This window comes from Aromatoleum petrolei (assembly GCF_017894385.1).
Taxonomy (GTDB): domain Bacteria; phylum Pseudomonadota; class Gammaproteobacteria; order Burkholderiales; family Rhodocyclaceae; genus Aromatoleum; species Aromatoleum petrolei.
Genome location: NZ_CP059560.1, coordinates 1,142,518 through 1,154,988, shown reverse-complemented (window position 1 = coordinate 1,154,988; position 12,471 = coordinate 1,142,518). Strand labels below are relative to the sequence as shown.

The window sequence follows — 12,471 nt, the reverse complement described above, 5'->3', positions numbered from 1 at the left end:
GCGTTCAGGGCAGTGTGATGGTGATGTGGGGACGCTTCGCGGCAAGCTTGATGATGTCGCGATATTCGGCGAGTGTCTCCTGCGTTTCGTGGGCAAGGTGGGCGCGGATACCCGTGTACGCGACCAGCGCGCTCAGTGCCACCACCGCGACGGTGACCCACGCGGGGAGGCTGCGCCGCAGTTCATGCACGATGCTGTCGGGGCGGGCGCCGTGGGGGGCGAAACTCGCCTTGCGGCCCTTAATGTGGGCGATCTGCTCGCCGAGGCGGGCCGTCAGGTAAGCGAGCTTCTCGGGGCCTTCGAGCAGGTACTTGCCGCGGAAGCCGAGGAGCAGGCACATGTGAAACACTTCCAGGGCCTGTATCCGCCGCGCACCGGCGTCGCGAGCCGCGCCGAGCTTGTCGAAGAAGTATTCGCCTGCGAGCTGGTCGCCGAAAAGACTCAGCTGCAGCGGACGGCGTTCCCAGTCGTCGCGGATGGAAAGGCGCGAGGACAGGATCGCCTCGTCGACGGTTGCGCAGAAGGCGTACTTCGCATCGAAGATATCCTCGGGTGCGAAGCCCTGTTTCCTTGCCTGGCGCTCGAAATCCCCGAGGAAGGCCGTGACGCTGTCGGAAAATTCCCGGGCATCGCGGGGCGTCTTGTTGTTCTTGAGCAGGAACACCATGTAGAACCCTTCGTACAACAGGTCTGCAAGCGTGGTCCTGGTGGCGGAAGTCGAGTGCGGCCCCGACAGGGGTGCAATCTCGGCAAAGATCGACGGATTCGCGTTCATGAGTTGACTGCAATGAGCTCGAGCTTGAGTTCGGGGTAGCCGGCGGGCGTGTATATCGTGATGCTGCGAGCCTTGAGCATGCGTTCGTACAGCGGGCCGTGGGGGTCGAGGCTGAAGTAGCAGGCCCCTGGGCGCACCGGGATGGCGGGTGGAACCTGGGCGCAATGCGTAAGCGGCACGCCCCCCATGGCGGACAGCACCAGCTTGTCGACGTCGTCGGGCGCGCCGGCCTTGAAGCGTGCGGGCACCGACTCGATGATCTCCGACAGAGGCAGCGTTGCGGATACGGCGAGGAAGAAGCGGGTGTCCTGCGTGATCTTGTCCGAATCGACGCGACCCAGATGGAACGACGGTTTCTGCTCGTCGAGGCTGATCGCGAAATAGCGCGTCGAGATCACGGTCTCCAGCAGATTGCGCAGTATCCCGTCGATCTTCGCGAAGCATGAGGAAGGCCGTGCATGCTCGTAGGCGGGCAGGTCGGCAAGCGTGTGCGTCTTCGAGAAGGTCATCAGCCCGCCCGCGAGGCGCAGCAGCTCCTGGTACAGACGCTCGGGATGGAGCGACGGATTCCTGTGGATGTGCGCGAGTGCCGCGAAGGCGCTGCTCGCAGTATGCAGCAGCCAGAAGGATGCGATGTCGCCGGAGCGGAACTCGATGACGTTCTTCGACGGCTCACGGTGGAAGCCGTACAGGGCATCGACCTTTGCCTGGAGTGAATCGAGCAGGCGCCGCAGCATCAGGTGCAGGGCAGGGGAGCCGTCCACGCGCAGGCTCGGCGCGATGAAACCCGGGTCGATCTCGTAACCGTTGGTGGTGGTCTTGCGAAGGCGAACGAGTGGAAGCGTCAGGTATTGATCGGGTGCCTGTGTGCCTGCGATCAGGCGCGCCTGCTTGCGCAGCACGCCGATCTCCGCCTCGATCGCGTCGGTGAACAGGTCGGGCACTTGGCAGGTATCGAGGACATACCGGCAGCCGCCTGGATTGCTTTCGCCCGCGTCGTAGTTGTTGCCGAAGTCGCGCAGGTGGTGGAGCGCCAAGTGGAGATCGACCTGTCCTGCACCCCAGTCGAGCTGATCCAGTGCAAGAGGCGGCGGCAGGCGGTCTTCGCCCGGTGCTAGATAGATATCTCCGTCGGGCAGGACCACGTCGAGTCGGTCGATGCGCAAGGACCCATTCGCCAGCGCGTCACGATCCAGTTCGAGCGCGCGCACGCCCCAGGCGAACGGTTCCGCGGTGAGCATGGCCCTGCGGATACCCGTCTCGTGACGCGCATCCTGCTGCTGAAAGTGCTGCGGGCGAAGGAAGAGTCCTTCGCCCCAAAGGATCTTGGGGGGTGTCACGGTGTTGTGCGCTTCCTTGGTCAGGTACAGCGGACGCCCGACAGCGAACGGGCGGAGGCTGCTGTTGCGGGTTGGGCGAGTTCGCCGGTGCCGGTCGTCATTGCGCAGGCGTGGAAGGCGACCGCGATGCCGGTCTCCTGCGAAGCCTCGCGATCGAAGGCCAGTTTCCAGCGATTTGCGGCAGGGCGGTGGAACTGTGCCGTGACGCCAATGACCTTCACGTGCTCGGGTACCTGCTCCTCGAACCGGTAGACCTTGCCCGGCAGCAAGGTCAGCTCGCGCACCGTCACCAGATCATCCTGAAGCATGTCGCGCTCGGCTTCGGGCGTGCTGGCCTGTGCATAGGTGAGGCGGGCGAAGGCCGTGTTGCTGCGCAACTGGTAGATGCGCACGACGAGTGCGAGCGCGTCACCCTTCCGCGTGGCGTTGGTCGCAGGGCCGGTCGCTAGGGTCATGGCGAGCGGATGTGCCGCCTCGGCGGCGGGCCGTTCGTCGGCCTTCTTCAGTCCGGCTGCTTCCAATGCAACGCCCGCCACGGTTCCCGCGAGTTGTAGCGCCGACACGGTCGAGCAGCCGGCCGCCATGGAAAGCACCGTAGCGATCAGTGCGGTACGTATGGGTGGGCTCAAGAATCGCGTGGATTCGCTGTCTGGCGGCGTCGAAGACGCATATAGCATAAAAAAGAATGCCAAAAGATTGCATTTTGTTTCGATGCAAATGTACTATGCCGGGCTTTTCGGCGCAATGTCGGTATGACAAATCATTGATTCGGGGTTGGCAATGAAGATCGGAATTCGAGGAAAGGCAGTGGTTCTGGCGATGGCTGTGCTTGTGACGGGCTGCGCATCGACGCCGCAGAAAATGTCCCAGGACGACTACTCCCAGTACCTGAAGACGACCACTGCGCAGGTCGATCAGCTGCTTGGGGAGAGCAAGCGGGACGAGGCGGTGGGGTTGCTGTCGAAGGCGGCCGAACTCGGTCCGGAGTCGAAGGAACCGTGGGTGCGCATCGCGCGGATTCAGTTCGACGGAGGCAAGTACGGCGAAGCGATCGTCGCGGCGGGAGAGGTGCTGCAGCGCGATCCTGCAGATCGCGTGGCCAAGAGCGTGCGTGCCGTGAGCGGACTGCGCGTGGCGACCGAATCCCTGGCCGATCTGCGCAACGACACCGAGATGACGGGTTCTGCACGCGGCGATGCGGTTGCGCTGGCCAAGGTCATGCGCGAATCGCTGGGCGAGTCGGTGCTCATTCCCCCGCCCTCGCCCGAAGAGCTCGAGGCGCGCCGGCTGGAGGAGGAACGCGAGAGGAATCTGAAGCAGAAGGCGAAGGCCAAGCCGAAGGCGCGCGTGAAAAAGACCTTGCCCGCAGCCAGCGCCGGGCAGGGGCCGGCAGCGACTGCAGCAAACGGTTCCGGGCCGTTCGGTGCGCTGAAGTAAGAGGCGCGGACGGTGCGGCGCACGGTGCGCCGGTGACTTGCCAGGAGGCTATTGTGTCCAGGAAGGAAAGTATTCAGAAGCGTCTGCAGAAGGTCAGGCCGCCGCGTGTGCAGCTTACCTACGACGTGGAAAAGGGTGACGCCGTCGAGCAGAAGGAGCTGCCCTTCGTGGTGGGGGTACTCGGGGACTTTGCCGGGCAAAGCGAAGGCGGCGAGGCAAAACTGCGCGACCGGAAGTTCGTCGGGATCGACGGCGACAATTTCGACGACGTGATGGACGCGCTCGCCCCGCGTGCCGCATTTCGTGTCAAGAACCGTCTGTCCGAGCAAGGCGGCGAGCTTGCCGTGGATCTCACCTTCCGCAGTTTCGAGGATTTTCGCCCCGAGTCGGTCGCGCGCCAGGTCGAGCCGCTGCGCAAATTGCTGGAAGCACGTGCGAGGCTCGCGGAACTTCGCAACAAGCTCGCGGGAAACGAGAAACTCGATGACCTGCTGAGCGACGTGCTCGGCAACACCGAGAAGCTGCGCTCCATCGGTGCCGCGGCCCCCTCCGGTGATGCGGGGGGCGAACGATGAGCGCGATGCCGCAGTCGTCTGCCAATCCGGATGTGGTCGGGAGCGAGCTCCCGCTCCTGGAGCGCATCATCGAGGAGAGCCGCGTCGCCCGCTCGGAATCGGAGCGCAGCCATGCGCGCGACATCATCGGCGAGTTGGCCAGGCAGGTCCTCGACGGCGAGGTCGTCGTGTCCGAGAACCTCTCGGCGTCGCTCGACGCCAGGCTGGCCGACCTGGACCGGCTCATCTCGGCCCAGCTCAGCGAGGTGATGCATGCCGTCCAGTTCCAGGCGCTGGAGAGTGCCTGGACCGGCCTGCATTACCTCTGCCGCCAGACCTCGACCGGCACCCAGCTGAAAATCAAGATGATGAACGCGACCAAGCGCGATCTCGTCAAGGATTTCAAGACCGCGATCGAGTTCGATCAGAGCGCGCTCTTCCGGAAGGTGTACGAGGAGGAGTTCGGTACCTTCGGCGGCTCGCCCTTCGGTGTCCTGCTTGGCCAGTACGAGATGACGCGCCAGCCGGAAGACCTCTACCTGCTCGAACAGATGTCGCACGTTGCCGCTGCGGCACACGCGCCTTTCATCACCGCGGCCTCGCCCGAGCTGTTCGGTCTCGAGTCCTACGTCGAGCTGAGCCGGCCGCGGGACCTGTCAAAGGTGTTTGACACCGTGGAGTACGCGAAGTGGAAATCCTATCGCGACTCGGAGGATGCACGCTACGTTGGTCTCACGCTGCCGCGTTTCCTCGGCCGCCTGCCGTATAACCCGATCGACGGAACCACGACCGAGGGATTCAACTTCGTCGAGGACGTCGACGGCGCCGATCACTCGAAGTACCTGTGGTGCAACGCCGCCTATGCCTTTGGGGCGCGTCTCACCAATGCTTTCGAAAATCATGGGTGGTGCGCGGCGATCCGCGGCGTGGAGGGGGGCGGGCTGGTCGAGGATCTGCCGGCGCACACCTTCCGCACCGGTGAAGGCGAGGTGGCGCTGAAGTGCCCGACGGAGGTCGCGATCACCGACCGGCGGGAGAAGGAACTCAGCGATCTTGGCTTCATCCCGCTCGTCCACTGCAAGAATACCGACTATGCGGCGTTCTTCGGTGCGCAATCGACGCAGAAGGCCCGCCGTTACGACACGGATGCGGGCAACGCCAACGCCTCGCTCTCGGCGCAGTTGCAGTACATCTTTGCCGTGTGCCGCATCGCGCATTACATGAAGGCGATGATGCGCGACAAGATTGGCAGCTTCGCCAGTGCCGCCAACGTCGAGATGTACCTGCAGCGGTGGATAGACCAGTACGTCACTGCCGACGACACGGCGTCGCAGGAAACCAAGGCGCAGTTTCCCCTGCGCGAAGCCTCCATCGAGGTCGATGAAGTGCCCGGGCGCCCCGGTGTCTATCGCGCGGTCTCGTTCATCCGTCCCCATTTCCAGCTCGACGAGCTCTCCGTTTCGCTGCGGCTGGTCGCCGAACTGCCGCAGTCCGGCAAGGCCTGATTGTTCGGCTCATTCAAGGATCTGAAGGCAATGAAGGATATCTATATCGAATTCAAGGGTAGCGACCTCAAGGGCGACTCGCGCGACACCAAGCACAAGGACCAGGTCGAGGTGTACTCGTGGTCGCACACCATCCGCCAGCCGAAATCCGCCACCGCGTCCAGCGCCGGCGGGCACACGGCCGAGCGCTGCGAACACGGCGAGATGATCTTCGTGAAGGATATCGACGGAGCCAGCCCCAAGCTTTACCAGGCCTGCTCCTCCGGGCTCATCATCAACGATGCCATCGTCTACTTCTACCGTGCGTTCGGCGGCAAGAACACGACCGGTAATCCGAGCGGCACGCAGAACCGGCACCAGTACCTGAAGGTGGAACTCAAGAACGTGCTGATTTCTTCGGTGTCGCCGTCGGTGTCGAGCGAGGGCATTCCGACCGAAACCTTCGCGCTGAAGTATTCGGCGGTGAAGTGGACCTACGATGAGCTCAATATCGACGGCAACAAGTCGGGCAAGGTGAACATCCAGGGCGCCTGGAACCTCGCGAAGAACGCTCCAAGCCTCACCTGAACCGTCAGGAACGTGCGGGCGGCCCGGGGGCTGCCCGGGCTGCGCCGTCATCATGAAAGGGTTCGAACCCACCTTCTTCGACAAGCTGTTCGACGACAGCCCTGCCGGCCCCGCCCGGCCCGTGCTGTCGCTCGAGCAGCTGAAGGACTCGGTTGCCCGAGATCTTGAAGCCCTTCTCAATGCGCGCACGACCGTGGATGAATCTCTGGCCCTGTACCACCCCGAAGCGGCCAGATCGCCGCTCACGTACGGGCTGAGGGATTTCGCGGCCATGAGCCTGAACAATCCGCGTGATCGCGCGGCCATCTGCCAGTCGATCGAGACGGCGATCGCCCGTCACGAGCCGCGGTTGCGGGATGTCGAAGTCCGGATCGAGCTTGATCGCCGCTCGGTCAATGCGCTGTATTTTTCGATCAAGGCCCTGCTCGTCGTCCGTCCTGCCCGCGAACCGGTCAATTTCGACGCCTTGTTGCAGCCGACGACCCTTCTCTATTCGGTGAATCGCCAGGCTCCACGCAGCGGCCAGAATTAAAATGGAAGACCTGCTTCCCTATTACGAACGCGAGCTCGCGTTCCTGCGCGGCAATTCCCGCGAGTTTGCCGAACGCTATCCGAAGATCGCCGCCCGGCTGCTGCTGAACGGCGAGGGATGCGACGATCCGCATGTCGAGCGGATGATCGAATCGTTCGCGCTGCTGTCGGCCCGTATATCGCGGAAACTCGAGGACTCGTATCCGCTATTTACCGAGGCCCTGCTGCAGGTCCTGTATCCGCATTACCTGCGACCCTTCCCGGCCTGTTCGATTGCACATTTCGACGGCGGGGGCGGAGAATCGCAACTGTCCCGCCCCCCGGCGTTGCCGCGCGGGACGGAACTGCGGTCGCGGGCGGTGAATGGCGTCTCCTGCCGGTTCCGCACCGCATGGCGGGTGGAACTGTTGCCACTGCGCATCGAGGAGCTCCGCTTTCAGCCGGTCGCACACATTCCTGCAGCCGTGCGCGCACCGCTAGGCGTCTCGGGGATGCTGTCGCTGCGGCTGACCGTTCAGGGGGGCGGTGGCGCACTGGGGGGCGTCGAACGGGTGCGCCTGTACATCGACGCTGAACCGTCGGTCGCAGCCGCGCTGCGCGATGCGCTATTCCTGCGCGTCTTGCGGACATGGGTGGAAGACGCGAGCGGTACCTGGCATGAGGTCGAGGGGCCGGTGGTCGGGGAAGTCGGTCTGGCGGCCGATGAGGCGCTCGTCGATTTTCCGGACAACGCCCATGATGCCTACCGTCACCTGACGGAGTACTTCGCCTTTCCCGAGAAGTACAACTTTTTCGATCTGCTTCTAACCCGACTGCCGGGCGCTGCCTGCGGTGGAGGGGCGATCCGTGTCCATTTCGCACTCAAGGACGTGCGGCCGGACGGAGAAATCGCCCGGCTTCTTGCCGGATTAAGCGGCGCTTCTCTCAAGCTGGGTTGCGTGCCGGTGGTCAACCTGTTCCAGCGGCCCGGCGATCCGATCCGCCTCACTGGGCGCACGTCGACTTATCCCGTGGTCGCGGACGGACGGCAGGCACATGCCTACGAGATCTATTCGATCGACGCGGTCAGTTGCGTGAGCCGCAGGCCGGATGGCGAGGCGCAGACCGAATATCGCCCATTCTTTTCCCTGCGCCACGGCGAATCGCCCGATCGGGATGGCCATTACTGGCACGCTCAGCGCGACGCGCGCGTGGCCGAGCGCAGTCCCGGCTACGAGACTGCGCTGACGATCGTCGATGCCGGTTTCGAACCGCTCCAGCCCGGCACCGACATCCTGAGCGTATCGCTCACATGCACCAACCGTGAACTTCCGGCGCGGCTCGCAATCGGCCTCGAACGCGGCGACCTCCATCTGGAAGGTGGAGGCGCGGTGCGAACGATCCGGCTCTTGCGCGTGCCGACGCCGTCGTGCCGCTTCAGTCATGAACGTGACGGACTGTGGCGCCTGATCTCTCACCTGTCGCTGAATCACCTTTCCCTGACCGGTAACGGCCTCGCCGCCTTCAAGGAGATGCTCGGACTATATGACGTGCGCCGTACTGCGGTGTCGCGACGCCAGATCGACGGGATCCGGGGCATCGAGCAGCGGGAGAAGACCTGCTGGATGGCCGGGCGTCCCTTCGCAAGTTTCGTGCGGGGGATCGAGGTGCGCCTGGCGGTCGACGAGGACAGTTTCGTTGGCGCCGGTCTCGATGTGTTCGCGCGGGTCATCGACCGTTTCCTCGGTCTCTATGTGCAGTTGAACAGCTTCGTTCAGCTCGTGCTCGTATCGGTCAGGACAGGGGAGGAGCTCGTTCGATGCGAGCCGCGCTCGGGCGATTCGATCCTGGCGTGATCGAGCAGCTCGTCGAGGCGCCGTACCGGTTTGAGTTTTTTCAGGCCGTACGTCTGCTCGATGGCCTGTTCCGCGGCGAGGACTCCGGGCGCCGGCACGGCGCCGATGTGCTGTCGGAGCGTATCCGCTTCCGCAACACTCTGCACCAGGGGTTCGCCCCCGCCGAGATCGAAGCCCTCGATGCGTGGCCGGACGACGGCGACGGCAACGACGGCCCGCGGCGCTGGCGCACGGTCGAGATCACGCCTTACGCAATCGGGCTGCTCGGCGTGCATGGCGCCTTGCCCGCCCACTACACTGAGCGCATCTCCGAGCGCGAGCGCATACACCGCGACCGCGCAGCGCGTGCCCTGCTCGATATCTTCGCCAACCGTGCAGTCGCGCAGTTCTACCTCGCATGGAAAAAATACCGTCTGCCGCTGCAGTACGAGAGCGATCGCCGCAACCGCTTCCTGCCATTGGTGCTGGCGGTGGCAGGGCTGGGTTTCGATGCCCTGCGCGAGCGGATGCGCGACGGCCCGGGGCGGATAGAGGACGAGGCGATTGCCCGTGTGGCGACGCTTCTGTCGCAGCGGCCATTGTCGGCTCGGGCGCTTGAACGCATTCTTTCCGGGCATTTCCGCGTACCGGTTCGCGTCGAGCAGTTCGTCGGAGCGTGGTATGCACTGCCCGACGATCAGCGCACCACGCTCGGTGGATGCAATGCCCTGCTCGGGCGTACCGCCCTGTCGGGCGAACGGGTGTGGCAGCGCAACCTGAGGGTAAAGATCCACGTGGGTCCGCTTGCCGGAGCCGATTACTACGCATTCCTTCCCGGCGGCGAATCGGCAGCTGCTCTCGCAAAGTTGCTGCAACTGGCGACCGGGCACCAGTTTGAATATGAAGTCCGGCCCTGCCTGCGTGCCGCGGATGTCCGTCCTGCGGCGCTCGGGGCCGCCATGACCCCGCGTCTCGGGTGCGATGCCTTCCTTGCCTCGCGCCTGTCCAGCCGCGACCGGGACGATGCAGTCTATTCGCCTGGCGCCCTCCATTGAGCAACACTTTCCCATCCTGTCTCCGCTCCCATGAGTACATCTCTCAAGACCCTGATCTGCAAGCTCAACACGATTTGTCGCGGCTCTGTCGAGCGTGCCGCCAACCTGTGCATGGCGCGCGGCCATCATGAAGTTGACCTTGAGCACGTATTGCTTGCGCTGTGCGAGCAGCCGGCGAGCGACTTCGCGGTTGTCCTTGCGCGAAGCGGCGTCGGGATCCCGGCCGTCCAGCGGGATCTCGAGCGCGAGGTCGGCCGCTTGCGCAGCGGCAACGACAGGACGCCGGTGTTCTCGCCACGGCTGCAGCTTCTCATGGAGCAGGGCTGGCTGATCGCATCGCTCGATGGGTGTTTGCCGCGCATCCGCTCCGGGCACCTCCTGCTGGGGATGTTGACCGAGCCCGGGCTGGCACAGCTCGCCCTGCGTGCTTCGGCACAGTTCGGTCGCGTGCGTGTGGATGACCTCAAGCACAGTTTTGATGAAGTCACGGCGGAGTCGGAGGAATCGCGCGAGGTCGCCGGAGCGGGGCCGCGCGCCGACCCGACCATAGGAGAGGGCAGGGAGGCGTCGATCGTCGACGGTCAGCGCGAAAACCCTGCGCTGGAGCGCTACACGACCAATCTCACCCGCAGCGCACGCGAAGGAAGGCTTGATCCGGTGATCGGGCGCGACGCCGAGATCCGACAGGTAATCGACATCCTGATGCGGCGCCGGCAGAACAACCCCATCCTGACGGGCGAGGCTGGGGTGGGCAAGACCGCTGTGGTCGAGGGGCTGGCGCAACGCATTGCCGCCGGCGATGTTCCCGAGGCGCTGCAGGGCATCGAGCTGCATGTGCTCGACATGGGGTTGCTGCAGGCCGGTGCGAGCGTCAAAGGCGAGTTCGAGAACCGGCTGCGCGGCGTCATCGACGAGGTGCGTTCGAGCCCGGTGCCCATCGTGCTCTTCATCGACGAGGCCCACACGATCATCGGTGCCGGCGGGCAGGCCGGGCAGAACGATGCGGCGAATCTCCTCAAGCCGGCGCTTGCGCGCGGCGAGTTGCGTACCGTCGCGGCGACGACCTGGGCGGAGTTCAAGAAATACTTCGAAAAGGATGCGGCGCTGGCGCGCCGTTTTCAGGTCGTGAAGGTCGAGGAGCCTTCCGAAGACGTCGCATCGGCAATGCTGCGGGGCATCGTGCCCCTGATGGAGCGGCACTTCGGCGTGCGTGTGTTGGACGAGGCGGTGACCGAGGCCGTGCGCCTGTCGCACCGCTACGTCAGTGGCCGGCAGCTTCCGGACAAGGCGATCAGCGTGCTCGACACCGCGTGCGCCCGGGTGGCGCTGTCACACAGTTCCGTGCCCGGCCGCGTCGACGACGCGGACAAGCTGCTCGCGCGCCTGCGCGCCGAGGCTGCGGCACTGAACCGCGAGGCGCAGGACGGTGCCCTGCATTCGAAGCGCCTGGACGACATCGGACGGCAGATTGCGTCCGTGGAGGCGGAATTGCTGGACCTGCGCGCGCGTCACGAGCGGGAAAAGGCGCTGGTGGCACAGATTGGCGCCCTGCGGGGGCCTCACCGTGGCGAGTCCGCCGCGGACGTGTCGGAGCGGTCCTTGCAGGCGCTTTCCGACGAGCTGAGGGCCATGCAGGGGGAGGATCCGATGGTGCCGCTCGAGGTCGATGGCAACGTCGTCGCCGGAATCATCTCGGCGTGGACCGGTATTCCGCTCGGGAGGATGGTCAAGGACGAGATTACCACGGTGCTTCAGCTCAAACCGCTGCTCGAGGAGCGCGTGATCGGGCAGTCCCATGCGCTGGATGCGATCGCGCAGCGCGTTCGCACCGCGCGCGCGAACCTGGAGGATCCCGACAAGCCCAAGGGAGTGTTCCTGTTCGTCGGCCCCTCGGGCGTCGGAAAGACCGAGACTGCCTGCGCGCTCGCCGACATCCTTTACGGTGGAGAGCGCAAGCTCGTGACACTCAACATGAGCGAGTATCAGGAGGCGCATTCGGTTTCGGGCCTGAAGGGCTCGCCGCCGGGCTACGTGGGTTACGGTGAAGGGGGCGTGCTGACCGAGGCGGTACGGCGCAATCCCTATTGCGTGGTGTTGCTGGACGAGGTGGAGAAGGCGCATCCGGACGTCCTCGAGCTCTTCTTCCAGGTGTTCGACAAGGGTGTGCTCGATGATGCGGAGGGCAGGGAGGTCGACTTCCGCAATACGCTCATCATCCTCACCAGCAACGTCGGCTCGAGCCAGATCATGCATGCCTGCCTGAACAAGGTGAAGAAGGAGATACCTTCTGCCGATGAACTCGGGGAGTCCCTACGTCAGGTGCTGTACCAGAACTTCAAGCCGGCCTTTCTGGGGCGCATGAAGGTGATCCCGTATTACCCGATTTCCGACGAAATGCTCGCCGAGATCATCCGGCTGAAACTGCGCCGCATCGGCGAGCGGGTGGCAGCCAACCACCAGGCGAGCTTCGAGTGGGACGAGAAGATCGTCGATGCGGTACTGCAGCGCTGCACCGAAACCGATTCCGGGGCGCGCAACGTCGATCACATCCTCAATGGCAGCCTGCTGCCCGACATCGCGGAGACTGCGCTCATCCGCATGGTCGAGGGCACTGCGATCAATGCGATCAAGGTGAGCGCCGACAAGCGCGGCGCGTTCCGCTATACGGTCCGCTGATCGGTGAGCCGATTCGCGGCGCCGCTTGCGCTGAGCCTGCGGCCTATCCGGAAAGACGAAGGGGTTACATCGTCCGATGTAACCCCTTCGATATGGTGGGCCCCCTGGGAGTCGAACCCAGCACCAACGGATTATGAGTCCGCTGCTCTAACCAGGCATGAGCTAGAGGCCCTTTAGCTGATTGCTACCCCGGCGGTGCTTGCGCGCCCGCCGGAGT

At 64.4% G+C, this 12,471-nt stretch carries 12 protein-coding genes and 1 tRNA gene; 9 read left to right on the top strand and 4 right to left on the bottom strand.

The window, feature by feature from the left end:
• Positions 1-4: 4 nt before the first annotated feature.
• The 3 genes from icmH to tssJ are packed head-to-tail and all read right to left on the bottom strand — an operon-like array spanning position 5 to position 2,699.
• Positions 5-775, bottom strand: coding sequence for a type IVB secretion system protein IcmH/DotU (icmH, locus tag ToN1_RS05225; RefSeq protein ID WP_169205312.1), 771 nt, complete (start codon positions 773-775; stop codon positions 5-7).
• Positions 772-2,115: a type VI secretion system baseplate subunit TssK gene (gene tssK, locus ToN1_RS05220; RefSeq protein ID WP_169205313.1), complete on the bottom strand. Its 1,344-nt coding sequence runs from the start codon at positions 2,113-2,115 to the stop codon at positions 772-774. Before tssK ends, icmH begins: the two co-directional genes overlap by 4 nt.
• Before the next feature lie 20 nt (positions 2,116-2,135).
• A complete protein-coding gene (gene tssJ, locus ToN1_RS05215) occupies positions 2,136-2,699 on the bottom strand; it encodes a type VI secretion system lipoprotein TssJ (protein WP_169205314.1) in 564 nt (187 codons plus the stop codon).
• Here tssJ and ToN1_RS05210 point away from each other — a divergent pair.
• From ToN1_RS05210 to tssH, 9 genes are read left to right on the top strand one after another with little or no spacing between them, the layout of a single operon-like run.
• Positions 2,698-2,871, top strand: a complete 174-nt coding sequence (locus ToN1_RS05210; RefSeq protein WP_169205315.1) for a hypothetical protein — start codon at positions 2,698-2,700, stop codon at positions 2,869-2,871. The two genes, tssJ and ToN1_RS05210, sit on opposite strands and share 2 nt — an antisense overlap.
• 24 nt (positions 2,872-2,895) lie before the next feature.
• Positions 2,896-3,552 (top strand): tetratricopeptide repeat protein, encoded by a 657-nt coding sequence (locus tag ToN1_RS05205; RefSeq protein ID WP_169205316.1) that lies wholly within the window; start codon positions 2,896-2,898, stop codon positions 3,550-3,552.
• Positions 3,553-3,605: 53 nt separating this feature from the next.
• Positions 3,606-4,127 (top strand): type VI secretion system contractile sheath small subunit, encoded by a 522-nt coding sequence (gene tssB / locus ToN1_RS05200; RefSeq protein WP_169205317.1) that lies wholly within the window; start codon positions 3,606-3,608, stop codon positions 4,125-4,127.
• Positions 4,124-5,611 carry a type VI secretion system contractile sheath large subunit gene (gene tssC, locus ToN1_RS05195; RefSeq protein WP_169205318.1) on the top strand — a complete coding sequence of 496 codons (1,488 nt, stop codon included), beginning with the start codon at positions 4,124-4,126 and terminating at the stop codon, positions 5,609-5,611. Before tssB ends, tssC begins: the two co-directional genes overlap by 4 nt.
• Positions 5,612-5,641: 30 nt before the next feature.
• Positions 5,642-6,178, top strand: coding sequence for an Hcp family type VI secretion system effector (locus ToN1_RS05190; protein ID WP_169205319.1), 537 nt, complete (start codon positions 5,642-5,644; stop codon positions 6,176-6,178).
• A 52-nt stretch (positions 6,179-6,230) separates the two neighbouring features.
• Positions 6,231-6,710, top strand: a complete 480-nt coding sequence (gene tssE, locus ToN1_RS05185) for a type VI secretion system baseplate subunit TssE (protein WP_169205320.1) — start codon at positions 6,231-6,233, stop codon at positions 6,708-6,710.
• A 1-nt stretch (position 6,711) separates the two neighbouring features.
• A complete protein-coding gene (gene tssF, locus ToN1_RS05180; RefSeq protein ID WP_169205321.1) occupies positions 6,712-8,544 on the top strand; it encodes a type VI secretion system baseplate subunit TssF in 1,833 nt (610 codons plus the stop codon).
• Positions 8,508-9,578, top strand: coding sequence for a type VI secretion system baseplate subunit TssG (gene tssG / locus ToN1_RS05175; protein WP_169205322.1), 1,071 nt, complete (start codon positions 8,508-8,510; stop codon positions 9,576-9,578). Before tssF ends, tssG begins: the two co-directional genes overlap by 37 nt.
• A 30-nt stretch (positions 9,579-9,608) precedes the next feature.
• The gene (tssH, locus tag ToN1_RS05170; protein WP_169205323.1) at positions 9,609-12,254 is read left to right on the top strand and encodes a type VI secretion system ATPase TssH; all 2,646 of its coding nucleotides are present in this window, start codon (positions 9,609-9,611) and stop codon (positions 12,252-12,254) included.
• A gap of 93 nt (positions 12,255-12,347) precedes the next feature.
• Here tssH and ToN1_RS05165 read toward each other — a convergent pair.
• A tRNA-Ile gene (locus ToN1_RS05165) sits at positions 12,348-12,426 on the bottom strand.
• Positions 12,427-12,471: the final 45 nt, after the last annotated feature.

What these genes read in the sequence shown, in the direction of transcription:
- icmH (WP_169205312.1), bottom strand. Translation starts at nt 775, where the DNA reads ATGAACGCGAATCCGTCGATCTTTGCCGAGATTGCACCCCTGTCGGGG.
- ToN1_RS05210 (WP_169205315.1), top strand. Translation starts at nt 2,698, where the DNA reads ATGGAAAGCACCGTAGCGATCAGTGCGGTACGTATGGGTGGGCTCAAG.
- tssJ (WP_169205314.1), bottom strand. Translation starts at nt 2,699, where the DNA reads ATGGCGGCCGGCTGCTCGACCGTGTCGGCGCTACAACTCGCGGGAACC.
- ToN1_RS05205 (WP_169205316.1), top strand. Translation starts at nt 2,896, where the DNA reads ATGAAGATCGGAATTCGAGGAAAGGCAGTGGTTCTGGCGATGGCTGTG.
- tssC (WP_169205318.1), top strand. Translation starts at nt 4,124, where the DNA reads ATGAGCGCGATGCCGCAGTCGTCTGCCAATCCGGATGTGGTCGGGAGC.
- ToN1_RS05190 (WP_169205319.1), top strand. Translation starts at nt 5,642, where the DNA reads ATGAAGGATATCTATATCGAATTCAAGGGTAGCGACCTCAAGGGCGAC.
- tssE (WP_169205320.1), top strand. Translation starts at nt 6,231, where the DNA reads ATGAAAGGGTTCGAACCCACCTTCTTCGACAAGCTGTTCGACGACAGC.
- tssF (WP_169205321.1), top strand. Translation starts at nt 6,712, where the DNA reads ATGGAAGACCTGCTTCCCTATTACGAACGCGAGCTCGCGTTCCTGCGC.
- tssG (WP_169205322.1), top strand. Translation starts at nt 8,508, where the DNA reads ATGCGAGCCGCGCTCGGGCGATTCGATCCTGGCGTGATCGAGCAGCTC.
- tssH (WP_169205323.1), top strand. Translation starts at nt 9,609, where the DNA reads ATGAGTACATCTCTCAAGACCCTGATCTGCAAGCTCAACACGATTTGT.